This window comes from Bacteroides sedimenti, assembly GCF_040365225.1.
GTDB classification, from domain to species: Bacteria; Bacteroidota; Bacteroidia; order Bacteroidales; family Bacteroidaceae; genus Bacteroides; species Bacteroides sedimenti.
Genome location: NZ_AP028055.1, coordinates 1,659,058 through 1,682,767 on the forward strand (window position 1 = coordinate 1,659,058; position 23,710 = coordinate 1,682,767).

Annotated in this window: 21 protein-coding genes; 9 read left to right on the plus strand and 12 right to left on the minus strand. The window is 38.4% G+C overall.

Going from position 1 to position 23,710, the window contains the following annotated elements; genetic code table 11:
- Nucleotides 1–75 precede the first annotated feature (75 nt).
- Nucleotides 76–1,941: an SLC13 family permease gene (locus ABWU87_RS06710; RefSeq protein ID WP_353334219.1), complete on the minus strand. Its 1,866-nt coding sequence runs from the start codon at nt 1,939–1,941 to the stop codon at nt 76–78.
- A 219-nt stretch (nt 1,942–2,160) separates the two neighbouring features.
- Here ABWU87_RS06710 and ABWU87_RS06715 point away from each other — a divergent pair, with 219 nt between their 5' ends.
- The gene (locus ABWU87_RS06715) at nt 2,161–2,565 is read left to right on the plus strand and encodes an A1S_2505 family phage non-structural protein (RefSeq protein WP_353334220.1); all 405 of its coding nucleotides are present in this window, start codon (nt 2,161–2,163) and stop codon (nt 2,563–2,565) included.
- Nucleotides 2,566–2,698: 133 nt separating this feature from the next.
- Here ABWU87_RS06715 and ABWU87_RS06720 read toward each other — a convergent pair whose 3' ends face one another.
- Nucleotides 2,699–3,010 carry a hypothetical protein gene (locus ABWU87_RS06720; protein WP_353334221.1) on the minus strand — a complete coding sequence of 104 codons (312 nt, stop codon included), beginning with the start codon at nt 3,008–3,010 and terminating at the stop codon, nt 2,699–2,701.
- A gap of 223 nt (nt 3,011–3,233) precedes the next feature.
- Here ABWU87_RS06720 and ABWU87_RS06725 point away from each other — a divergent pair, with 223 nt between their 5' ends.
- From ABWU87_RS06725 to ABWU87_RS06760, 8 genes are all read left to right on the plus strand, one after another.
- Nucleotides 3,234–4,034, plus strand: a complete 801-nt coding sequence (locus ABWU87_RS06725) for a hypothetical protein (RefSeq protein WP_353334222.1) — start codon at nt 3,234–3,236, stop codon at nt 4,032–4,034.
- Complete coding sequence (locus ABWU87_RS06730) at nt 4,022–5,959, plus strand: prolipoprotein diacylglyceryl transferase family protein (RefSeq protein WP_353334223.1); 1,938 nt, start codon at nt 4,022–4,024, stop codon at nt 5,957–5,959. Before ABWU87_RS06725 ends, ABWU87_RS06730 begins: the two co-directional genes overlap by 13 nt.
- Before the next feature lie 116 nt (nt 5,960–6,075).
- A complete protein-coding gene (locus ABWU87_RS06735) occupies nt 6,076–6,489 on the plus strand; it encodes a hypothetical protein (protein ID WP_353334224.1) in 414 nt (137 codons plus the stop codon).
- Nucleotides 6,490–6,620: 131 nt separating this feature from the next.
- Nucleotides 6,621–6,857 carry a CDGSH iron-sulfur domain-containing protein gene (locus ABWU87_RS06740; protein WP_353334225.1) on the plus strand — a complete coding sequence of 79 codons (237 nt, stop codon included), beginning with the start codon at nt 6,621–6,623 and terminating at the stop codon, nt 6,855–6,857.
- Between the two features lie 208 nt (nt 6,858–7,065).
- The gene (gene ygiD / locus ABWU87_RS06745) at nt 7,066–7,902 is read left to right on the plus strand and encodes a 4,5-DOPA dioxygenase extradiol (protein WP_353334226.1); all 837 of its coding nucleotides are present in this window, start codon (nt 7,066–7,068) and stop codon (nt 7,900–7,902) included.
- Between the two features lie 22 nt (nt 7,903–7,924).
- Nucleotides 7,925–8,602: an alpha/beta hydrolase gene (locus tag ABWU87_RS06750; protein WP_353334227.1), complete on the plus strand. Its 678-nt coding sequence runs from the start codon at nt 7,925–7,927 to the stop codon at nt 8,600–8,602.
- Between the two features lie 277 nt (nt 8,603–8,879).
- Entirely contained in the window at nt 8,880–10,157 is a 1,278-nt protein-coding gene (locus tag ABWU87_RS06755) for a hemolysin family protein (RefSeq protein ID WP_353334228.1), read from the plus strand.
- Nucleotides 10,158–10,190: 33 nt separating this feature from the next.
- A complete protein-coding gene (locus tag ABWU87_RS06760) occupies nt 10,191–10,667 on the plus strand; it encodes a copper resistance protein NlpE N-terminal domain-containing protein (RefSeq protein WP_353334229.1) in 477 nt (158 codons plus the stop codon).
- 24 nt (nt 10,668–10,691) lie between these two features.
- On the opposite strand, the gene ABWU87_RS06765 is transcribed toward ABWU87_RS06760, so the two are convergent.
- From ABWU87_RS06765 to hemG, 10 genes are all read right to left on the minus strand, one after another.
- On the minus strand, nt 10,692–11,906 hold the full coding sequence (locus ABWU87_RS06765) for a DUF6051 family protein (protein WP_353334230.1): 1,215 nt from the start codon (nt 11,904–11,906) through the stop codon (nt 10,692–10,694).
- A gap of 114 nt (nt 11,907–12,020) precedes the next feature.
- On the minus strand, nt 12,021–13,565 hold the full coding sequence (locus ABWU87_RS06770; protein WP_353334231.1) for a DUF3943 domain-containing protein: 1,545 nt from the start codon (nt 13,563–13,565) through the stop codon (nt 12,021–12,023).
- A 95-nt stretch (nt 13,566–13,660) separates the two neighbouring features.
- Nucleotides 13,661–15,010, minus strand: coding sequence for a DUF3943 domain-containing protein (locus tag ABWU87_RS06775; RefSeq protein WP_353334232.1), 1,350 nt, complete (start codon nt 15,008–15,010; stop codon nt 13,661–13,663).
- 282 nt (nt 15,011–15,292) lie between these two features.
- Entirely contained in the window at nt 15,293–16,753 is a 1,461-nt protein-coding gene (locus tag ABWU87_RS06780; protein ID WP_353334233.1) for a DUF3943 domain-containing protein, read from the minus strand.
- Between the two features lie 9 nt (nt 16,754–16,762).
- Nucleotides 16,763–17,908, minus strand: coding sequence for an LA_2272 family surface repeat-containing protein (locus tag ABWU87_RS06785; RefSeq protein WP_353334234.1), 1,146 nt, complete (start codon nt 17,906–17,908; stop codon nt 16,763–16,765).
- Nucleotides 17,909–18,040: 132 nt separating this feature from the next.
- Nucleotides 18,041–19,510 (minus strand): DUF3943 domain-containing protein, encoded by a 1,470-nt coding sequence (locus ABWU87_RS06790; protein ID WP_353334235.1) that lies wholly within the window; start codon nt 19,508–19,510, stop codon nt 18,041–18,043.
- Nucleotides 19,511–19,519: 9 nt separating this feature from the next.
- On the minus strand, nt 19,520–20,662 hold the full coding sequence (locus ABWU87_RS06795) for an LA_2272 family surface repeat-containing protein (protein WP_353334236.1): 1,143 nt from the start codon (nt 20,660–20,662) through the stop codon (nt 19,520–19,522).
- 45 nt (nt 20,663–20,707) lie between these two features.
- A complete protein-coding gene (locus tag ABWU87_RS06800; RefSeq protein ID WP_353334237.1) occupies nt 20,708–21,715 on the minus strand; it encodes a cation diffusion facilitator family transporter in 1,008 nt (335 codons plus the stop codon).
- Nucleotides 21,716–22,017: 302 nt separating this feature from the next.
- Nucleotides 22,018–22,296: a GNAT family N-acetyltransferase gene (locus tag ABWU87_RS06805; RefSeq protein ID WP_353334238.1), complete on the minus strand. Its 279-nt coding sequence runs from the start codon at nt 22,294–22,296 to the stop codon at nt 22,018–22,020.
- 33 nt (nt 22,297–22,329) lie between these two features.
- Nucleotides 22,330–23,703, minus strand: a complete 1,374-nt coding sequence (hemG, locus tag ABWU87_RS06810; RefSeq protein WP_353334239.1) for a protoporphyrinogen oxidase — start codon at nt 23,701–23,703, stop codon at nt 22,330–22,332.
- Between the last annotated feature and the right edge of the window lie 7 nt (nt 23,704–23,710).

Sequence of the window (23,710 nt, forward strand, 5' to 3'; positions counted from 1 at the left end):
TGCGAACTAAAAATTTCAGATCTGGGATTTGCTTCTTTTTATTTCTTAGATAATGGTCCTGAGAATATGGTTCTTTTAAAACGGGAACAACAAAGGCAACATAAATATCATAACGATACCCATAATGAATTGCAATGGCAACCCGACCTTTACATAATCCATGAAAGTGTATTGCCCTGCAGGCATCACCAATGCATTGGGGGGTGTGGAGAAAGGGGATGCAAAACACATACTTGCTCCAACTGTAACGGCAAACATGAAAGGATATGGGCTTACTCCTATTTGTATGGCCGATTGCATGGCTATGGGAGCGAGTAAAACCGCGGCAGCAGTGTTGCTGATAAACATGGTGAGCAATGAGGTTGTGAAATAAACACCAGCCAGTAATGCCATAGGACCATAGCTGCCCAAGCCATTGACCAGAGTATTGGATAAGTAATCTGATGCTCCCGTTTTTTCCATAGCAAGTGACATTGGAAGCATAGCTGCAATAAGGACCACACTTTCCCAGTTTATCGTCTTATAAGCCGCCTCCACATTCCTGATACATCCGGTCAGTACCATCAGAATGGCAGCAATCATGACAGATGTTACCGGAGCAACGGGAATAAAGTCGAAAACCATCATTACAATCATTAAAAGCATGATGAAAGCAGCAATTGGAGCTTTGTAATCGAGTGTTACCCTGGCAGCCTCAGCCAATGGTTGTCCTAATACCACCCACTCGGAATCTTCACCGCTTAGACGGGCAATGTTGTTCCAGTTTCCTTGAACAAGCAAAACATCTCCGTTATGCATTTTTTCATCTTTTATATCTTTCAGGATGTACTCACGCTTGCGACGGATGGCAAGCACATTCACATTATACTTTTCTCTGAAGCCGGAATCTTTAATCATTTGATTGATTAGCTTTGATGATGGCATTAATACGATTTCAGCAATTCCGATATCATAGAAATCGAGTGCTTTCTGTCCGCGATCATTCAACTCCTCTGTTTCGTGACTATCCATCATTTCCAGATAGTAGTTTTCTGCAAACCGTTCGATTCTATCAAAATCTCCGGTCAGATATAATATATCTCCGGCTCGCAAAACGATATCCGGGTCGGCAAGATGCTGATTTATCGTCTGCAAAAACTGAGTTTGAGGGGCTTTAATGCGTCTGATCTCTAATATATTGATGCCATATTTCTTTTGAATATTCAGTTCTGTAATTGTTTTATTTATCAAAAGTGAATTCTCATTGATTTTAATGCGGAAAAGATTGCTGTCTAACTGATATTCTTTCACCAGTTCATTCAACGATTTACCTTTCGATCCTTTTTTGTTCTTGGATTCTCCCTTTTTAGAAAGGAATATTTTGCTGAGAGGAATAAGAACAATCATGCCGGTTAATACACAGATAATGCCAACAGGCAGGAAAGAGAAAAATGAAAGGGGTTTGAACCCCGCTTCGGTCAATACGTTTTGTATTACTAGATTGGGAGGTGTACCAATCAGAGTCATCATTCCACCCATACTGCTTGCAAAAGCGAGTGGCATTAATAAACGGCTTGGACTTGTCTGGGCACCGTGGGCTAGGCTCACCACTATAGGAAGCATCAAGGCTACAGTGCCGGTATTGCTAACAAATGCGCCTATTACAGATGTAACAGTTATCACCAGAATTATTAGTTTTAACTCGCTAGCTCCAGCCAGTTTCATCAACTTGCTGCTGGCCATTTTGGCAAGTCCTGTCTGAAAAATCGCTCCACCCACCACAAATAACCCAATCATCATAATGACTACCGAGTTTGAAAAACCGGAAAGAGCCTCCCCGGGGGTGAGTATATGAAAAATCAGTAACAAAATTAATGCGCAAAGTGCAACCAGGTCAGAGCGGACTTTCCCATTTACAAAGAAAACCGCAGAGATAAGTAAAATAGCGATGGTTATAAGCATAATAAATCTATTATTAAAATTATAAATTATATGTCAACCGTAATTTACTCATTTTAGAATAAATAGCACTTAGAAAGGCATTTCAATTTAATATAAGATAACAAAAGTTAGTAAATTTGTTTTCTTGAGAAATATGTACCATATTAAACCAACAAATGATTGTGAACAAAAATGTTATGGTTCAGTTATATATTTGGTACAATCAAAATAGGAATGATTATGAAACAGATTCCAAGGGATAGGATTACAAATCCACGCATTACAGAGTTGATGCCAGACGAGATTTTTGTTTTTGGATCGAACATTCAGGGAATGCATTGTGGCGGGGCAGCTCGTATAGCCTGCCGTTGGGGAGCTATCATGGGACAAGGAGTAGGACTGCAGGGGCAGACTTATGCAATACCAACCATGAGTGGATCGGTAGCATCGATTGCACCACATGTAGATGAATTTATTATTTTTGCAAAAGCCAATCCGGATTTGCGCTTTCTGGTTACGGAAATTGGCTGTGGAATAGCCGGATATATCCCTGAAGATATAGCGCCGCTTTTCCGGGGAGCTGTTGAGATTGAAAACATTTGCTTACCCGAGAGATTCTGGGAAGTAATTCTGAAAGACTCCTGAATAAGCCTTGAGGCTAGTCAATGATATGAAGAAAATCCGGGATTGTCGACTGAGAAAATCTGGTCGGCTATCCCGGATAGGTCAAAAAATACATAGAACTTATAACAACAATGAAACGTGCGGTCTATATTTACTATAAATGGAACGGATCTTCGACATAAACTTCTTTTTTCTGAAATGCGTCGCTGCCGGTTTTCATTATCTGCAATTCTGTTAATCCTCTTTTACTGAAAAAAAGCTCTCCTTTCTCATCGCTATCAAACGGAATCTCTTCCCAGATTTTACCCAGATAATGTTTATTTAGATCTTTATCGATAAAGTATTCAACTTCATCTTCTGATTCATCGGACAGTCGTTCGACAAAAATATCTGCGGGTGTCAGTTTTACGAAAACATTTTGATAGATGGTTTCATCAATACATTCCCAGAATCTGTACTTATTCATAGTATCAAAGTTTAGTAATTAAATATTTTAAGACATACTATGTGGCTATTCTATTATTGGAACGTAAATTCTGCTATTTTGTTCAGAGCATAAGAGTGAATTTATCTTTTTAAAAAGAGGCGTAAAACAGAGATTCAATATTAAAAAATTGATTCTCAAGACTATCCATCTGACGAACAAATTAATAATTATATTGTTTCCTAGAAAGATAATAGCCGGACAAATGAAATTAAACAGAACCAGACCGTTCAGACTCGAAAAAATGTATTTTGATTGCATTGATGAGGATGGAAATTGTTTTATCCTATATTGGTCTGTTATGGAAATCCGCTTTCTTCGTTTCATCTATTCGGGGCTATTGTTTTCTGATTCTGACAATACAATATTTGAAAAATTTTCATTCAAGAAAACACCCAGACCTGGTGCCACACGATTTTTGACAGTAGAAAATCCGTTACTGAATATTAAAGGAGAGTGGTGGCAAACTGATAATCCTATCTACTGCCCATTGCTTAATAATTTAAAGAATGGAGATTTAAACTGGAATTGCCACCATCCAAAAGCTGAGAGCTGGATTGAATATAATGGTAAAATATATCGTGGATATGGTTACGCAGAGACTCTCTTTCTATCTATAAAGCCATGGAATCTTCCTTTTGAAGTAATAAAATGGGGACATTTCATGTCGGAAAAGTCCACAATTATCTGGATTCAGTTGAACGGAGAACAACATATTAATAACTTATGGTATAATGGAAAAGAGTATAACGACGGAATGATTCTAGAAGATAGAGTGATATTTAATAAAGGAGGTTTTGTTTTATTGTTTCAAAACATCTCAACATTAAGAGAAGGAGAGATAATCCATATCTTACCCAAGTACCACATAATCAAAGCCCTGATAAAAAAAAGTATTTTAAACGGAAATGAGACTAAATATAAAGCAGAATCTTTCTTTGCCATAGATGGAAAAACGATTGATAATGGCTGGTCCTTATACGAAACGGTAACATGGAAAAAGTAAAAAACTGGTTTGGGAAAGTGATGTTTGGAATGCTGTTTATAATAGTAATTCCATCAACGTTAATTATCTGGTCGGAATACACAACCAACCTGATACAGATAACTGTACCGGTAAACAGACCTGGAGGATACTTGCTTTCGGCAATAGGGGTTTTAATGGTTGTTGCCGGAATGGCTCATCTGTGGTTCTTCGGTAAAGGACTACCCATGAATGCATTCCCCCCTAAGCTCTTTGTAAAAAAAGGAATATATGCTTTTACCAGCCATCCAATTTATGCAGGGGCTATTCTGCTGAGTTTTGGCATATCTTCCATTGCAGAATCAGCATCCGGATTCTGGTTGGTAAGCCCACTGTTTACACTGATGGTGATTGATTACACTGTAGGATTCGAAAACGAAAGGACTATTCGCATTTTTGGTTATCAGGAATATAAGCCCTTTTTATCACTACCCACCAATTCAGAAAAAGCTCCTCTCATTAAGGAAAGATTTGCAGTTTATATCCTCGTCTATCTTCCTTGGATTTTGATGTATGAAGCTTTTATAATTCCTGGAGTTCCCAAAGACGCCATTGATACAAGCCTGAATTTTGAAAAAGAATGGCCGGTTTTTGAATTCACGACATTCTTTTATCTTTCAGTTTACCTGTTTACCATATTGGTTCCGCTTGTTATCCGGAAAAAGAATGATTTGCGTTCCTTTGAAATAGATGTTTGGTTCGCAACAGTTGTAACGGGCATAATTTATTTTACTGTTCCCTTTGTTGCTGAACAGCGGCAATTTACACCTCATTCCGTTTGGGGAGAGTTGTTGCTTGCGGACCGTTCGTATGATGGGATAACTGCTTCTTTGCCTGCATTTCATGTAATCTGGGCTTTCATCGCCGCACGATATTTTGCACGCAGTTTCAGAAAAATTAAATGGTTCTGGTTATTTCTTGCCATACTTATTTCAATCAGTTGCATTACAACAGGTAATCATTCTGTACTTGATGTATTTGCCGGAGTAGCAATGTATCTGGCTGTTCTTTACCGGGTTGACATCTGGAATTTCATTCGTTCACAATCTGAACATCTTGCTAACAGCTGGAAAGAATGGAGATGGGGACCGATACGACTTATTAATCACGGCTTCTATGCAGGTGCCGCCGGATTTGTGGGAGCGCTTATAGCCGGCTCTTTTATGAGTACCTATTATGGATTTATCATTTTCTTATTATGTACAATGGCAATTGTTGGTGCAGGACTTTGGGCACAACTGGTGGAAGGTTCTCCCAAATTACAAAGACCGTACGGATATTATGGGAGTGTAATCGGAGTTCTTACCGGATGCATATTGGTTGCGATCTTTTTTTCTGTTAATTTCTATATACTGTTTGCTGCATTTGCCGTTGCTGCTCCCTGGGTACAGATATTGGGCCGTTTGCGATGTCTTATTCAGGGCTGTTGTCATGGGAAACCCTCTGATGAATCGATTGGCATTCATTTTACACAGCCATATTCCAGAGTAAATAAGATTTCAGGATTAAGAGGTGCTGCCTTGCATCCTACTCAACTATACTCTATCGGGACAAATCTTATTACCGGTTTGATACTATTCAGGTTGTTAAGTCTTGAAATGCCGGCCTCTTTCATCATAGGCATGTATTTCATATTAAACGGGCTGGGACGATTTGTGGAAGAGTCTTTTCGGGGAGAAGCACAAACCCCTTACTGGGCGGGAATGAGAATATATCAATGGATAGCAATGGGAGCCGTTCTTTTTGGAATGATTATGACCCCGATTTCAGATGTAAAAATGCCGGTTTCCGACATCACATTGGAAACAGTAGGTTGGGCAATAGTATTAGGTGTCATCGCAATTATTGCTTACGGGGTTGATTTCCCCTCCTCAAACCGTCGTTTTGCACGATTAACCAGTGCTTAAACTCGACATCATCATAACCAGCCGAGAACTTTATAAAATCAGAATTGTTCTTATAGAAATATGAATGTCGGGGAAAGAGATTAAATCATGATTTTGAAACATAAACTTTTATCAATATGGAAAAATCGAAAAACTTTACGCATGTATATGGATATATAGTTTGCATCATCTCTGTGATCGTATTTCTAAGTTGCGTAACCTCACTAGTAAATGCAGTGATGAACCGGATGAATCCATTACTCTCAACTTATGATTCGCAAAACCTGGCTTCATTCGAGGCTTATAAGCTGGAACAGACTAAATCCTTCAACGCCAGGGAAGGTGAACAAAAGAAAGAAATGCCTAACGATCAAGAATTAAGAAGGATATATGACAGCTTAAGGCAGGAAAAAATTGACCGCGTGAATTTTGATTCCAATAAATCAATTATGGTTAGTAGTATTTTAATTGTATTGAGTATCTTGTTATTCTGGAGTCATTGGCAAATTGCCCGCAAATACATTCATAAAACTGATGAGCAGTTATCATAAAAGATGCTTTAAATCTTCGAATATAAATATTATTTTGTATCTTTATTGGGGTTTATGAAAAGTCTGATAAAAAGAACATTTATCATATTAATATTACTATCATCTATTTAACTATTAAAAAGGAGGATACTATGGAACCAAAAATGGCTAAAAAAGGACCTTATGCTGTTGAACTGGAAGCAGGAAAAGAATATTACTTTTGTACATGCGGAGAGAGTAAGAAGCAACCTTTTTGTGATGGATCACATATGGAAACAGATTTCTCACCTATGGCTTTCAAAGCAGAAAAAACTGGAAAGGCTTTCTTATGTGGATGTAAAAAGACAAATAATCCCCCATATTGCGATGGTGAGCATTCAAAAACTTAATTTAAAAACTCATAAAAAGCCTCTTTGCCTCTGTTAAGTGTACTATTTAAGCAATAGGATTAAAATAAAAAGTGGCCAGTTGAAAATTTCAAGGCCACTTTTTATTTTCGAAACCTGTTATCTGTATGAAGCAGAGAATTAAGTAATGAACTAAAGATAATTCCTACTAACTAAGTCAGTTCGGAATCAATTATTAAAATGAGAGGAAATGAATGATAATATTGTGAATAATAATTTTAGAAATACAGAATCAATGCCCGTATTGTTTGTTGGTCATGGAACTCCGATGAATGCCATTCAAGAGAATGAGTTTACTACCGGCTGGCAAAACATTGGAAAGTTAGTTCCTAAACCAGATGCAATTCTATGCATTTCGGCGCATTGGGTAACTCGCGGTACCCTTGTCACCGCTATGGAAAAGCCTAAAACGATTCATGATTTTGGTGGATTCCCTAAAGAGTTGTATAATATTCATTACCCGGCACCCGGAAGCCCGGAACTGGCAGACGAAATTAAAAGATTGATTAAAAAAGAGATTGTCGGTCTTGATAATGACTGGGGGCTTGACCATGGTTGTTGGAGTGTAATGAAACACATCTATCCGAATGCAGATATTCCTATTGTTCAACTGAGTCTGGATTATTTTCAGGAACCGCAATATCATTACGAACTAGCGAAAGAGCTTTTACCACTCCGAAAAAAGGGGGTAATGATTGTGTGTAGCGGGAATATGGTACATAACCTTAGATTGGTTGACTGGGAGAGGCTGGAAAATACAGATTATGGTTATGACTGGGCTATTGATGCCCTTGAGAAGATGAAAAGATTCATTCTTACTGACAATCATAAAGCTTTGATTGATTACAAATTGCAAGGAAATTCATTTAAACTGGCAATTCCGACTAACGAACATTATTTGCCCATGATTTATGCATTGGCTTTGAAGGAGGAACACGAAAAAGTGAGTTTCTTTAACGATAAAAACGTTGGTGGGTCACTTGCAATGACTTCGTTTATAATTGAAAAGAGTAATCAATCTTATTAAAGGATCTTAACAGTGTATTAGTATGTCGACAAGAAATCCCAGCAACATTAAATTTTCAGAAAACAGTCTGCACTATTTAATAAGAAAGCCCAAAATCAAGACGGATAACCCTCCTCTTATTCTTCTATTGCATGGCGTAGGTAGTAATGAAAAAGACTTGTTTTCTATTTCAGATCGTTTACCCGATGATTTTCTGGTTGTATCTGCCAGAGCACCTCATAAAATTGATAACGGAAGTTATGCCTGGTACCAGGTAAATTTTTCGACTGCGATACCTACTATTAACTATGAACAGACGAAAAAAAGTAAAAGCATTATTCTTCAATTTATCAGTCAGCTAAAAAATGAGCAACAGTTCGATGAAAAGCGGATTTATCTGTGCGGATTTAGTCAGGGAGCAATTATGTCGTATATCGTCGGACTTACAAGACCAGACATTGTACATGGGATTGCAATCATGAGCGGAAGATTATTAGATGAAATAAAGCCCTCTATTTATCCAGATGATATGCTGAAACGATTAAAAGTATTTATTTCTCATGGAACCAATGACAGTATCTTAAATATTCAATTTGCAAGGGATAGTTTGTCATATTTAAAAATGCTGGGGATAAATCCAACCTACAAAGAGTATCCGGAAGACCATGTAATAAATAGTGAGATGCTAAATGATCTGATTGGCTGGTTAATCAGTAACTAATATGTAATCGGCAATGGCAAACGCCTTCAAATGATTTGCTTAATATGTAAGTTAGCAAGGTGTATTATCAATAAGGAGGTACGCTATTTTCTGCTTTGCACTTTCCATAACCGGGGCTACAACTTTTTCAATCGGAGTGTACACATTCATCTGATGTAAAGCTGATTAACTCTTTGAATCTCCTTACATAATAGAAAAGTTCAATAAGAAAAGTAATTAACTGTTGCATAAAAGAAAATAAAATCCTACATTCGTAATATAACATTAAACTTGCACAATGGAATTTGCTATAATATTGCTTCTTCTTGTACTTAACGGTTTTTTTTCAATGTACGAAATAGCCTTGGTATCTTCAAGTAAGGCAAGATTGGAAACACTGGCGAGCAAAGGAAATATATCGGCCAGAAATTTGTTAAAACAGCTGGAAGAGCCCGAAAAATTTCTTTCTACAATTCAAATAGGAATCACACTTATCGGTATCATATCAGGAGCTTTCGGAGGTGTAGCAGTAGCACATAACATTGTTCCGCTATTCGAAAAGATACCCGGAGCTGAAGCTTACGCTCAAGACCTGGCTCTAATTGTTACTGTAGCCATAATTACCTATTTATCACTAGTCATTGGCGAACTGGTTCCAAAATCGATCGGGCTTTCGAACCCTGAAAAGATTGCAATTACTCTTTGTCCTTTTATGAGGATCGTGACTAAAATAACCTTTCCATTTGTTTATTTGCTCAGTCTTTCTACCCGACTATTTAATAAAATACTGGGGATTGAGGGACGAGAACGAATTATTACTCAGGAGGAGCTTAAGGTTATTCTGCATCAAAGTTCAGAACAAGGAATTATTGACAAGGATGAAACAAACATGTTAAGAGATGTGTTTCGTTTTTCTGATAAACGTGCCAATGAACTGATGACTCATCGCACGGATGCTGTCTTTCTACACACAAACTATACTCAGAAAGAGGTGCTGGATATTATTGAACAGAAACATTTCAGTAAATATTTGCTCACAGATGAGACTCAGGATGAGGTAATTGGAGTGGTATCGGTAAAGAATATTATTTCAATGATTGGAAGTGACAACGCTTTTGACTTGAAAAGCATTGCACAGCCTCCGCTCTTTATCCCTGAAAGTCTTTATGCTAAGAAAGTGCTGGAACTCTTTAAAAAGAATAAAAACAAGTTTGGAGTGGTAGTCAATGAATATGGAGGAATTGAAGGCATCATTACCTTGCATGATTTGACTGAAAGTATTTTTGGAGATATTCAGGAAGAAAATGAAGTGGAAGAAGAACCTATTGTGAAGCGAAAAGATGGTTCATTGCTGGTAGACGCTTCCATGAATATTGGAGACTTTATGGAAGAGATGGGGATTATGTTTTACGATGACCTGGAAAGTGAAAATTTTAATACCCTTGGTGGACTGGCTATGTTCTATATTGGAAGAATACCTAAAGCCGGAGATATTTTCAACTATCAAAATCTGCAATTTGAAGTAGTAGACATGGACAACGGACGGGTCGATAAGCTTCTGGTTGTTATCAAATAAAAATCTATTTATTTACTTTAATCAATTATTATCATGAAGAAATTACTTTTTATCTTAGTCCTGGGGGCTATGGTCTCTTGTCAGCAGAAGGCAAAAAATACAGCGACAGAAGGAGCAGCTAAAGACAGCACAGAAATGGCTCTGAACCCGGCAATGGGGTCATTGATGACCAAAACATTTGAAGGTGTACTTCCAACACAAGATGGAAACGGACTTCGCTATACTCTGACTGTAAAAATCCAGGAGAAGAGTGATGTCGGAAACTATGAAATGCTTAAAACCTATATTAAGGGATATGAAGGCAAAGATCTCACCTATGCTTCCAAAGGAACAGTAAAAGTGATACACGGAACAGAGGCTGACAAAAAAGCAACTGTATGGGAACTTACTCCAGAGAATAAGAATGAAATATCCTACTATCAGGTAGAGAACGACAAAGTAATCATGCTATCTCAGAAGATGAAAAAGACTGCTGACTGGGAAAAATATGTGCTTCAACAAAAAAAGTAACTCTTCATTATAAATGTGCAACTTCTATTTCAAGAAGTTGCACATCATTTCAAATGCTTTTATAAACTCCTCATCCACAGCATCTGCAATTGATGCCAATGCCGGAAAAGGATCTTCATGTTTATAGGGAAACGGAAAGTCCAGTATATCTACCTTGATAGGAATATCTCTTTTTATTCCCTTCAGCGTGTTAATCACTTCATAAGCCGGAACCACTGAATCTTTCTCGAGTGTAACAGCATAAATGCGATCCTGCATCTCTCTGAACCGTTTTTCTCTGAAATCGGTAAACGTCTTATAATTCAACATACTGCGGAAATTTATACCTTCCGGATGAGAATCACTGAGATAATGTCGAAGCATTTTATCTCTTTTCATATGACTTTCAAGATGTTCAACCACAAAAGAGTAAAGACTGACATTCGCCTCACTATCCAATATAAATTTTGAGACAGGGGAAAGTCTATTAAATACAGCTCCACCACAGAACATACAGAGTCTGGATTTTGAAAAATAACCATTTGCATCGGTCATCATTAAAATCTGAGCCAGAAAACTGCCAATGGAATATGAGAAGAAATCAATAGAAGCATCAGGAGCTATATCAGGGTGCTTATCCGCCTTGATGGATTCGACCAATGTTATCACATCATAATAAGTCTGTAAACCCGACCAGATAAATCGCTGAGGTTTATTATGAAGACGGGTACTGATAGCTACATTGGAGAGTGTGGAACAAATTACTTCAGGGTGTCTTTTTTTTCGTTGTTGACTGATGGCATACATCTGATGTGAGTTACTCCAGCTTAATGGTGCACGATTCATGTGGAATGCTATTGGGAAAAGCAAAACTGCCTTACCTGTTTTGTCGGCCAAAGTCTTGGCCCAGGTTGCATATTTAGCCCAATGTTTCTCGTTAAACCCATGAAAAAGCAAAATAATCTGTTGAATTCTTCCTTTGTTAGACGGACAAAACATATGGTATCGAAAATGAATATTCTCAGGAATCTCGGCATCACTCATATTAAGCATATCCTGAATAATATCAGGTTCATAGTCCGGATCTTCTGATGAACAGTATTCATATTTATCTGGATTATAAAGACCTCCGGGAAGAATATCTCTGAATTTGGAATCAAAATTATAGTTACGAAGAGTGAGATTTTCGTCTATTTGAATTTCATCATCTTCATAATTCATTAACTCTTTTAGCTTCGCGTGCAGTTCAATGTACTTCATGATAAAATTGCATTTGGTTGTACCGCAAATATAGGCATTAAATCGTCAAATCAGCCTGAAGTTAAACAAAATTAAACATAGGAAGCCGATTAATTGCCAGTTATTCATTGTTATTCAGAAATTATACCGCAACCCTAAACGAGTCTCAAAAGCATAATTGAACGAATTTCTATAATAAATATAATTCATATACCGTAAATAATAAAAGAGTGCCATATTTAATGCCAGTTTTGATGATAAATTAAATTCTACAGAAGGATTAATCAGAGTAAAATGTGCCTCACCTTTATCACCTTGACTATTTAGGAAATAAGGATCAATAGTTTTATATGTTTCGATATTATAGCCTTTGCTTGTAAATATGTGGTAATCATTCAGAATCAGCTCAAAGCTGGCATACCTGCCAAAATCTATGTTTGTTTTGCTCTTTATGCTGTATCCGCTTCCTAGATTATAGGTTCGTTGGTCAATGCGATAATAATCAGTGAGACATCCTCCTAATAAAATTGCATTTAAATAACTATGCTGACGGATGGATATATTACCTACCGATGGAAACTGATAAAGGGCTCCTATTCCCAATGCCACAGTTTCGGATATTTTATATGGAGCATTTACAGAATTTCGAGTCAGATATTTAGAATCATAATAATCATAATGCTGAAAGAGTCCCAGCAATATTTTATGTCCTTCTTTTGGCTCCAACAACTGGCCATACAATTTGGCAGCAAGATTGACTGAACCAAAAACCGGTTGACTGCCATCCATATTGAGAACAACATTAAGATTAAAATAATCGTAAGGCTTATTATTCTCTTTCCAGGGGTCTCCATAAATCAGATTGAACTCCACATAAGGAAGATAGCTGCTTTTATTAAACCGATGCTCATCGGCAATAAAACGGTAGCCAAGAGTAGCTGAATACTTAACAGGTATTTTATTGAAATCGTGATATTTGAAATATTTATTTCGAACCTTCCAGGCATCACCGGTTATTACCCAATTGAATCCTCTTACCGGAGAAATCACCATTCCTGCCAATTCTCTGATAAAGCGTTCAAAACCCCTTTGTGAATCATCAAGTATCACAGAGGAAACTCGATGAGTAATTTCTCCCATAGCAATTCCTCCGACAGTAGTACTCAAAAGGTCATTTGTGGAAGGTGGTTGATTCTCTCCTATCATTTCCCAAATAAAACTCCCCCCAAAGGAATAAATCGCGGAATTCCAGAAAGAAATCCCATTGCTGCGAGCGGTATTAAAATATATTCCTCCACTATAAGGATGAGCAAGCAAATTTGTTGCGAATCCATCATTATCCCAGTAAAAACCGTGGGATATGTTCTGACTAATACTTCTGAAAGAGATTTTTGCAAAACCTTCCTTCATTGCAAAATGATTGAACCCCCAAACAGCTATATTCAGTCCTATATTTTGAGCAATAGCTCTCCAGGGATACTTTTTCATCCGTAAAGAATCATTAAAGGCATACAAAGAATCATCAGCAGAGCGATTTCCTGAAGTTTTTGAGAATCGGAATGAATCCGATGTCGGAGCGCTCCACCGGGAAAGAGTATCGGGAGACTCTGTTTTGTTTTGCGCATTGAGCAAACCCAAAGAGAGAATCAGCAGAAACACCGCCATCAATCTTTTATTCATAGATTCTATGAAGATGGGGTACAATATACTATTCTATAGAATTATAACAATCAGCAAAAGAAAAGAGTTTTCACCCGATTCAGATTAAGATCCCTTTAAAATTTATACTTCAGTCCTAAACGAAATTCGAATGTTCTGGATAAGACATCTTCATGATAGTCATAATGTGCATTTCGTATATAATAAAAGGAGCCCAGACTAATTTTCGCACTTGGGCTCACATTCAGTCCCATTATTGCGTTTATGAGTAAAAGCTGGGTATTTCCTTTATCACCTTGTGTACTCGGATCACTATACACTTCCTCACTCCTATATCCTTTCCAGGTAAATATATGATAATCAAATAGATTTAATTCAAAGCTGCCGTACTTTCCGAATTCTATGTAAGTATTGCTCTTTATACTATATCCGCTTCCCATATTATAATTTCGTCCTGTTAATTGGTTCCTATAATAATCGGTTAAACTTCCTCCAAGCAAAATTGCATTCAGATGCCCTCGATAACGGATGATTACATTTTTAGTAACGGGAAGGAGATAGCACATTCCTACTCCTACTGCAGCCGCCTCGGAAATTTTAAAAGGAACTACTTTAGAATCCTTGTTTACCAATTCCGAATCGAAATAATCGAAATGATGAAAAAGCCCAACACTCATCTTATGACCGGGCAATGGTTCCAGATATTTACCAGCCAATTGTGCAATTATATTTACTGAACCAATAAGTGGCTGATTGCCGTCAACATTAATTAATGAAGTGATATTTATATAATCATAAGGTTTGCTGGTTGAGTTTTTGAAAAGATCTCCATAGATCATATTAAACTCCAGAAAAAGATTGCTATTTTCCCTGAACAGGTGATTGTTATCAGCCATTAAACGAACACCAGTTGTCAATGAACAATTTATCGGGAATTTTTCATAATCATGATATTTATAATATTTATGACGCACTTTCCAGGCATCACCGGACAGCAACCGGTTAAGTCCTCTTGAAGGAGAAATCACGGTCCCAAGCAGCTCTCGCAAAAAGCGTTCGGCTCCCCGTTTGGAATCATCAAGCAATAAAGAAGAAATGCGGTAGGTACCCTCTCCCAAAGCAGCTCCACCTATAGTAGTTGATATTAAATCATTAAGTGAAGGAGATTCTCTTTCTGCAAAAAGCTCCCACGACAGACTACCTGCAAAAGTATAAGCCAACGAGGTCCAATGAGATAATCCATTGCTTCGGGCTGTGTTATAATAAAAACTACCATGAAAAGGATGGTCAAGCAAATTGATTGAGAAAGGATCATTATCCCAAACAAAACCTCTCTTGATATTATCTTTCACACTGTGTATACTGATGTATGAAAATCCAGCTTCCCGTATATAACGGTCATAAGCCCAGACTGTGGCATTTATTCCTAATGTTTGAATCGCTGCCCGCCATGGATGTTTTTTCATACGCAATGAATCATTATAAGCGAACAAGGAATCAGCCTGCTGAGCACAGATGTCGCTTATTATCAATAGAAAACAAACAATATAGGCAAAAACTCGCTTCATACTGACTGCTAAAACAAGAAAGCCTCACTCTCTATTACAATATATGCTCTAATTAGCGTTCAGGAAATCTCATTAGGTTCTGTAAAGGATCCATGATGAGATACGTTTCTTTCAACTCTATAAATATATAACAAGTATGAAAAGAGAAGAGTTTTATTATTTTAACTTATTCGGTACTTTTCAGAATTTATATTTCAAACCTAACCTGAATTCATAAGTTCTGGATATTACATCATCGTGATAAGCATAATGTGTATTTCGGAAATAATAGTAAGAACCCAGATTAATTTTGGTTTTGGAATTAATATTGATTCCCATTATCGCATTAATGAGAAATAGCTCGGCATTACCTTTATCACCCTGAGTATTCAGGTACAAATATGGAGATGCCTTAGTCTTTAAATCCTCCGGTTTATAACCTCTCCAGGTAAATATCTGATAATCGAACATATTAAGCTCAAAGCTACCATATTTACTAAATTCTATATGGGTATTACTTTTAATACTATATCCGCTACCCAAATTATAATCGCGTCCTAACCGGTAATAATCAGTGAGGCTTGCCCCCAGCAATACCGCATTAAGGTGTCCACGGTATCGGATAGTAATTTTCTTTGTTGCCGGCAATAGATAGGTCATCCCCACTCCTATTGCTGCAGCCTCTGATATCTTGAAAGGAATTTTCTTTGAATCCTTCGTTACCAACCCGGAATCAAAATAATCAAAATGTTGAAAGAGGCCTATCATCATTTTATGACCGGGCAATGGTTCCGAATATTTTCCGTACAATTTTGCCGCGATATTTACAGAACCAATTACCGGCTGTTTTCCTCCTACATTGATTAGTGAACTGAAATTAATGTAATCGAAAGGTTTATTGGTTGAATTCTGAAAAGGGTTTCCATAAATCATATTAAACTCCACAAACATGTTGTTGTTTTCTTTAAAAAGAGACCCGTTATCTGCCATCAGTCTATCACCTACTGTCAGAGAACAATTCACCGGTATCTTTTCATAATCGTGATACAGATAGTATTTATGACGTACTTTCCATGCATTGCCAGTGAGCAGCCGGTTAATCCCTCTTGAAGGTGAAATTACAGTTCCCAGTAACTCACGAAAAAACCGATTAAATCCCCTTTTTGAATCATCCAGCACCAAAGAAGAAATTCGGTAGGTTCCTTCTCCCAAAGCAGCACCACCCAGTGTTGTGGTAATTAAATCATTAATGGATGGCGGAGTTGTTTCTGCACAAAATTCCCACGAAAGACTACCAGCAAAAGTATAAGATAATGAAGTCCAGTAGGACATTCCGTTACAGCGGGCACTGCTATATATAAAACTGCCATGAAAAGGATGAAGTAACTGATTAGATGAAAAAAGATCGTTATCCCAGACTAAACCCTTTTTTATATTATCATGGATACTATGAAAGCTAATCTTCGCAAAATCTGCTTCCCTGATGTAACGGTTGTATGCCCATACAGATGCATTTACACTTAACGCCTGAATTGCAGCACGGAAATAATGTTTCTTCATTCGAACAGAATCATTACTTACAAACAAAGAATCGGCCTGCTGACCACAAATGTTTTCTGTTGACAGCAAAAGCAAAATAATATATGCCAAAATCTTTTTCATGCTGTCAGTTTAAAACAAGACAATTCCACATTCCATTATTGGTCTGTTCTCAAAAACCACTCCGGTTCCATAACGTCTTGTCTGTGCAAATCCTCCCGAAGCAAAAATACCTAATTTAGAAATTGGGTGAAGTTCAAGGTTCAGGCGCCCCTGCAAAGAATATAGCCGTTTGGGATAGCCGTTTAAACCATCTTTCTCAAAATTCTGAATGTGATAAAAACCGGCATCAGAACTAATCTCCAGCACCCTTAAAAATTTGATTCCAACACCCAATCTATAAAAAAGTGAGCCGGAGAACTTATCATCAAGGCCTTTATAAGATGTTCCAAATCCTAATATCGAGTATGTGTAATGTGCTTTGAACCGAATACCCAGATTTATTTTATTAACGTTTCCACTATAGAACAACATCTGGATCCGGGTTTTGGGGTTTACATTCACCAATCCTAATTTCACTGTTGATGTATCGCTGCTATGATTAATCAATCCTATCTGCACTCCCTTTACGTCATCACCGCAAATATTGATAAGTCCTAATTGAACACCTCTGACTCCCCCGGCATAATTCGCCAAGCCCAACTGAACGCCTTTGATTGACTCCTCACATACATTAACCAAACCAGCCAATTGAAAAAGTCTGGATGAAGAAGAAGCTATGTTTATTCCACCTGCAAACTGTATCCCACTTGCTCTGGAACCTGCTATGTTACTCATTCCTGCCAGTTGAATACCTTTGGTGTCTCCAACTGAAAAATTTGTAATGCCACAAATCATTAATCCTTTGGAATACCTTACAACAGTATTTTGAATGGCACTTATCTGCAATCCATGCATATGTCCTTTTACCACATTGAAAAGGCCGGCTATTTCTAAACCATTCATGTCTTTATGCAGAAAATTATAACCTCCGGTAAATAGTAATCCATTTAAATCTTGATGGCAAAAATTTGCAAAAACATTAGCACTCAAACCGTTTAATCTGTTTGTTTTGGAACAAAAACCCAAATTTATATTGGAGACATTCAAGGAATCGAATGGAACTATCGCAACCGGATTCCATATAGAAATATTTATAGGACGCCACTTCTTGTTTTGCGCTTGCAGCAAACAAAAAAAGAGTAGCAACAGAGCCACTGCCATCAATCTTCTTGTCATTGTTATCCTGAATAAACTTGTTATTAATAATAACAAAGAATATACAAAAAGAGTTGTGACAAATGTTTCTTAATATTTTAACTCAAATTGAATAGCATGCAGCTAAATTGAGAAGTACAAATTGGGGATGAATTAAAATGTATACCTTAACCCCAATCGGGTTTCGAATGTTTGAGAAGAGACATCTGTTAATTTAGTATCTGTGTAATGTGTATTTCGCATGTAATAGTAGAATCCGAGGCTGACTTTGTATTTCGGACTCAGATTTATGCCCATGGTAGGATTTACAATACTAAGTTGCACATTGCCTTTATCTCCCTGAGCATTTAAGTAAAGTAAATCGTCTGGTGTCATATCTTTCAGAGCTTCCCCATCGTATCCTTTCCAGGTAAATATACGATAATGTTGCAGGTTCAGATTAAAATTGCCATATCGGCCAAAATCAATGAAGGTATTACTCTTAATACTGAATCCGCTACCCATGTTATAATTTCTATCAATCACATTGTAGTGGTCGGTAAGACTCCCTCCTACAAGAATTGCATTTAAATAGGAACTTTGGCGGATAGTCACTTTGGTTGCTGCAGGAAATTGATAAATCATTCCCGGACCAAAAGCCGCCGCTTCAGAAATTTTGAAAGGAATGTACCCTGACCCATCAATTACAGATTCAGAATCATAAAAATCAAAATGCTGGAAAAGTCCAATCATCATTTTATGTCCTTTTACCGGCTCCAGGTACTTACCCAACAGCTTTGCTGTAAGGTTGACAGAACCTATCAACGGCTGTTTGCCAATCAGGTTGAAGGTTGTACTGAAACTGAAAAAGTCAAAGGGCTGGTTCGTGGTTTCCTGTAACGGATCTCCATATGTTACATCAAATTCCACATAAGGACTGTTACTTCCCTGAAAAAGGTTGTTATTGTTGGCCAGATATCTGTCACCAAACGTTGCCGTAAACTTCACCGGCAGTGTTTCGTAATCATGGTGTTTATAATAGGAATGTTTTACCTTCCAGGCATCTCCTGTTATTAATCGGTTCAACCCGCGTGACGGGCAAATGATGGTTCCCAGTAATTCACGAAAAAAACGGCTGGAACCCGATTTTGAATCATCAAGTACCAGTGACGAAAGCCTGTGAGTAACCTCACCCAATGCCGTTCCTCCTATGGAAGTTGCCAGAAAATCGTTTATGGCAGGCGGCTCTTTTTCCGCGCAGATTTCCCACATCAAACTTCCTGCAAAGGCATAAGGAGCCGATTCCCAAAACGAAAGGCCATTACTGCGAGCCGAATTAAAATAGAGACCTCCGTGATATGGATGGGCAAACAGATTGGTAGAGAATTTATCATTGTCCCACACAAAACCATTTTTCAGGTTGTGTCCAATGGAAGAAAGGCTTATTTTTGCAAATTCTTCATTCATCACATAGCGGTCGAATCCCCAGACACCAACATTTAGCGCAGCAGTTTGAATGGCTGCCCGCCAAGGATGCTTCGCTATCCGGGAGGAATCGTTAAACGCATACAACGAATCTGCCTGCTGAGCATGTAAGCCGGTTACTATTAATAGAAATATATAAAACAGAAAAACTCTTTTCATAATATCAAATTAAAACAGTATGATTCCCAACTCTACAATTGGTTTGTTTTCATAAATCCGGTTGGCTTTATAGTATCGTGTGTGTGCATAACCACCCGATGCAAAGATTCCCAGTCTGGATAAAGGATAATATTCCAGGTTTAACCTCAGCTGAAGTGAATACATTCGTTCTGGCGTTGCCTGACTTTCATTATCAAAATTTTCTATGTGCGAGAAACCGGCATCTGAACTTATAAATGCCCTCTTGAAAGGAGTTAATCCGGCACCAACCCTGTAAAATAGAGAACCCGAAAACTTTTCGTTTAGCCCTAAATAATGAGTGCCAATTCCAAGGATAGAATAGGTATAGGTGTTTTTAAACCGGACAGCCGTGTTTATCTTCGTTGTATTCCCCCCATAAGTCATCAGCTGAATTCTTGTTTTGGGATTGATATTAACCAATCCGATTTTAACGGCCGAGGTATCTTTGCTGTGGTTAATGATTCCTACCTGTACTCCCTTAACCTCTCCACCACAAAGATTGAGTAAACCAGCCTGAACGCCGTTCACTCCTCCGGCATAATTCCCCATTCCTATCTGAATACCGTTGATTGGTTCCGAACAGACATTGACCATGCCGGCCAATTGAAGCAAATCAGATGAAGATGTTGCAATGTTCACTCCTGAAGAGATTTGTACTCCACTGAAATGAGAACCAGCCATGTTTGTTACACCTGCCAACTGAATACCTCTTGCATTGCCTATTGCAAAGTTGGTTATCCCAGCAATCATCATCCCCTTGGCATGTTGTACGCTGGTATTTTGTACCGCAGCAATCTGCACACCGTGCATATGACCGGTCACAACGTTAAAAAGTCCGGCAACCTCCACCCCATTCATATTTCCGTTTACGAACTCACCTACACCATTAAGTGAAAATCCGCTGACCCTGTGCTCATTGAAATGAGCAAGAAGGTTTATTCCCACACCCTTCAGTTGATATGTCTTGGAAGATAATCCAAGCGTCACTCTGGTCATGCTCAACGAATCGTAAGGTGAGGTAGCAACCGGATCCCAAATGGAGAGGTTAAGCGTATGTTTCACCGGGATTTGCGCAAAAAGCAGACGGGATGAAATGAATAATCCTATAAATGCAATAACTTTTTTCTTCATATACCTCATTTAGGAATATCGTGTTATATTTTGAGGAAAAACATATCAAACAACTGAATTCAGGTGCTCTTCTTTATGTTCCTCATCACTTGCCGTAAGCTCTTTAAGCGTGAGTTTCAACGGTGCTGTAAAAGGATATTTTCGATACTCACAGTCACTCATCTGACAATGGTTGCAATGTTTCTCCTGACAAGGGTCAGAATGAATCGTCACCAGCAATCTATCTGAATATCTTGCAGACAGAATTCCTTTCAATTCATCGCAGGCCTGATGCCCCTCCGTAATATTATAAAACCACGGTAGAGTTAAATCGCAATCCACGAATAGATAACTTCCATACTTAATGATTTTCATATTATGGATGTCAATCCATTCCGGTTTTCTCACGGTCGAGATCACTTCCAGCATTTTATGCAGAACTTCATCATCGGCTTTGTCCATCAGGTTGGCAATTGTTTTCCGAAGTATCAGAACACCGGTCACAACGATAATGGAACCAAATATCAACGCCAAAGCGCTGTCTATCCATTTCAATCCGGTAAAGAAAAGCAGTGAAAGACCAACCACCAGACCGATGGTTGAATAAGTATCCGATTGCAGATGCTTTCCTCCTGCTTCCAGCGCAATTGAATCATACTTCTTCCCCATCCGGATACTGTACCATCCCATTACATAATTTATGGCTCCGGAAACAGCTACCACAGCAATACCAATATCCAGTTTGCCTATCGTGGCAGGCTCAAAAAGACGACGAACCCCCTCATAGATAATCATTCCTCCGGCTATCATAATCAGCAGTCCTTCGATTGAAGCAGATATCAATTCCACCTTTCCATGACCAAACGGATGTTTTTTGTCTTTAGGTCGCGCTGCATACCTCAAACTAAAAAAACTAATTAGTCCAGCTGTTACATTAACGATGCTCTCCATGGCATCTGTCAGTATACCTACAGAATTTGTAAGATAGAAAGCTATGAATTTTCCAACAAGAATAATCAAAGACATAGAGACAATCCACCCCTGAACCTTCTGCTTTATTAAATCTTCCTTCATTATTATTTTGCTTGTATGTAATGAAACAAAGATACATTTATTTTAAATTTCAGAAAGATTATTGTCATTAAAAAAGGGACTGTCAGGCTAATTTAGATTGATTAAAAGAAAGATAAATTCAATCACTTCGCCATCATTTTTTTTCTTCTCCAATAATTTCGGGGTACACCCGGATGTAGGCTAACTGTACATCCGGATGTACAGATGCTTTAGACCCGGGTGTACGGATAGCCTACACCCGGGTCTAAAAACTATTTCGTAAGGTTTGAACTACTGACTACCGGCCTCTATTTTAAAAAGGTCTACTGGCAAAGTATTTTGTACTCATCATGTTTCTGCACGTATGCTTTTACATACGGACAAGAAGCTATGACTTTCAGATGATTATCGCGGGCATATTGCAATGCGTGGTCAACTAAGGCTGCAGCAACCCCTTTACCGCCAATCTCCCGCGGCACCCAGGTATGTGTAAAGTCGAGTCCTCCCTCATAAGGAATATAATCAACATAAGCAAATTGGCCATCTACTTCTGTTTCAAATCGATTTTCTTTTTCATTATGTAATATAACACACTCTATCATTACTTTCTTGTTTTTATAAAGAACAGTTAGGTGTTACTTTAAGTTCACAATTTCTTCGGCAATCCTAGTGGCCTGCTTGATGCGGTCGGCCATGCCGATGCCGTCTCTTATTCCTCCTGCCAAAAAAAGACGAGGATATTGTTCCTTCAGGCGTTCAATGCTTGTCAGGCGTTCTTCACTGTCAGCCTCATACTGCGGTATGGCTCTTTCATGACGGAAGATCTTTATCTTATCAGGAGTATACCCGTGTGGAAATCCCAGCATAGTACACAGAGACTCTTTTACCAGTTCTTCCAGTTGTGTATCTGTATAGTCAAGATATTCCGGATGTTTACTACCACCTATAAAGAATGAGAGCGTACCTCCGCCTTCAGGGCTACGATGAGAGAAACAAGAAGAGGGAAACAGGATTCCCAGCATTTTTTTCTTCTCACACGAAGGAACCAGTCCGCCGAAAGCATTTGGCACATGTCCGTCGGCTTTTGTCACTCCTACTCCCACCTGAATCACCGGTGCATAACGAAGAGAGCTAATGGGGTTCATCTCCTTCTCATCAATAAAAGGAAGTAGTTCCGGCAAAGCAAAAGCAGGAGCAGTTGAGACAATGTAACGAGAATGAATCTGTTCATCGCTGGAGAGAAATGTTTGCCAACCATCTTCTACCGGCTGCACCGAAATACTCTTTACAGATAGGCGAATATTTTCTTCTTTAATCTTTTCTTTCAAAGCTTTGGTCAACTCTCCGAATCCTCCAGGAACGGAAAACACCTCTTTCGTAGCCAGCTTATCACGTTCGGATTTAGGCTCCGAAGCTTTCTTGATACTTCCTCGGATAAAACTGCCATAGTTTTGTTCCAGGTTGTATAGTTTAGGCAATGCAAAACGAGTCACCAATTTACTAGGATCTCCCGCGTAAATGCCAGAAATAAAGGGATCGACGGCATAGTTGAGGAATGATTTACCAAGTCTCCTCTTTGTCAGGCTTCCGATACTTTCAAACGGATCGTCTCCTTTTTTTCGAAGAGGTTCGAAAAGCACCCTTATCTTATCGCTCAAGGTAAAAAGAGGTGTACTTACCGCTGAAGAGAGTCCGGAAGGCAACGGATGAAAAGCACCATCTTTCCAGATTAGTCTGACTTTTGCTTCTTTCCGGGCAATTTCCAGCGAGCAGTGAGGATGCAGCTTCTGAAAGAGTTCCACCACCTCGGCATTGGAAACAACACCAGTATTGGGGCCCGATTCAAAAACAAATCCGTCTTCATGAATAGATTCCATCTGTCCGCCTACTCTGTCGCTTTTATCCAGTACAAGCACTTTCAGTCCTTTTTCAATCAGATAGAAAGCGGTAACCAGTCCTGTAACTCCGGCACCGATAATTACAACATCAACCTCTTTGTTCTTATTCATATATCAG

What these genes read in the sequence shown, in the direction of transcription:
- ABWU87_RS06710 (WP_353334219.1), bottom strand. Translation starts at nt 1,941, where the DNA reads ATGCTTATAACCATCGCTATTTTACTTATCTCTGCGGTTTTCTTTGTA.
- ABWU87_RS06715 (WP_353334220.1), top strand. Translation starts at nt 2,161, where the DNA reads ATGAAACAGATTCCAAGGGATAGGATTACAAATCCACGCATTACAGAG.
- ABWU87_RS06720 (WP_353334221.1), bottom strand. Translation starts at nt 3,010, where the DNA reads ATGAATAAGTACAGATTCTGGGAATGTATTGATGAAACCATCTATCAA.
- ABWU87_RS06725 (WP_353334222.1), top strand. Translation starts at nt 3,234, where the DNA reads ATGAAATTAAACAGAACCAGACCGTTCAGACTCGAAAAAATGTATTTT.
- ABWU87_RS06730 (WP_353334223.1), top strand. Translation starts at nt 4,022, where the DNA reads ATGGAAAAAGTAAAAAACTGGTTTGGGAAAGTGATGTTTGGAATGCTG.
- ABWU87_RS06735 (WP_353334224.1), top strand. Translation starts at nt 6,076, where the DNA reads ATGGAAAAATCGAAAAACTTTACGCATGTATATGGATATATAGTTTGC.
- ABWU87_RS06740 (WP_353334225.1), top strand. Translation starts at nt 6,621, where the DNA reads ATGGAACCAAAAATGGCTAAAAAAGGACCTTATGCTGTTGAACTGGAA.
- ygiD (WP_353334226.1), top strand. Translation starts at nt 7,066, where the DNA reads ATGAATGATAATATTGTGAATAATAATTTTAGAAATACAGAATCAATG.
- ABWU87_RS06750 (WP_353334227.1), top strand. Translation starts at nt 7,925, where the DNA reads ATGTCGACAAGAAATCCCAGCAACATTAAATTTTCAGAAAACAGTCTG.
- ABWU87_RS06755 (WP_353334228.1), top strand. Translation starts at nt 8,880, where the DNA reads ATGGAATTTGCTATAATATTGCTTCTTCTTGTACTTAACGGTTTTTTT.
- ABWU87_RS06760 (WP_353334229.1), top strand. Translation starts at nt 10,191, where the DNA reads ATGAAGAAATTACTTTTTATCTTAGTCCTGGGGGCTATGGTCTCTTGT.
- ABWU87_RS06765 (WP_353334230.1), bottom strand. Translation starts at nt 11,906, where the DNA reads ATGAAGTACATTGAACTGCACGCGAAGCTAAAAGAGTTAATGAATTAT.
- ABWU87_RS06770 (WP_353334231.1), bottom strand. Translation starts at nt 13,565, where the DNA reads ATGAATAAAAGATTGATGGCGGTGTTTCTGCTGATTCTCTCTTTGGGT.
- ABWU87_RS06775 (WP_353334232.1), bottom strand. Translation starts at nt 15,010, where the DNA reads ATGAAAAAACATCCATGGCGGGCAGCGATTCAAACATTAGGAATAAAT.
- ABWU87_RS06780 (WP_353334233.1), bottom strand. Translation starts at nt 16,753, where the DNA reads ATGAAAAAGATTTTGGCATATATTATTTTGCTTTTGCTGTCAACAGAA.
- ABWU87_RS06785 (WP_353334234.1), bottom strand. Translation starts at nt 17,908, where the DNA reads ATGACAAGAAGATTGATGGCAGTGGCTCTGTTGCTACTCTTTTTTTGT.
- ABWU87_RS06790 (WP_353334235.1), bottom strand. Translation starts at nt 19,510, where the DNA reads ATGAAAAGAGTTTTTCTGTTTTATATATTTCTATTAATAGTAACCGGC.
- ABWU87_RS06795 (WP_353334236.1), bottom strand. Translation starts at nt 20,662, where the DNA reads ATGAAGAAAAAAGTTATTGCATTTATAGGATTATTCATTTCATCCCGT.
- ABWU87_RS06800 (WP_353334237.1), bottom strand. Translation starts at nt 21,715, where the DNA reads ATGAAGGAAGATTTAATAAAGCAGAAGGTTCAGGGGTGGATTGTCTCT.
- ABWU87_RS06805 (WP_353334238.1), bottom strand. Translation starts at nt 22,296, where the DNA reads ATGATAGAGTGTGTTATATTACATAATGAAAAAGAAAATCGATTTGAA.
- hemG (WP_353334239.1), bottom strand. Translation starts at nt 23,703, where the DNA reads ATGAATAAGAACAAAGAGGTTGATGTTGTAATTATCGGTGCCGGAGTT.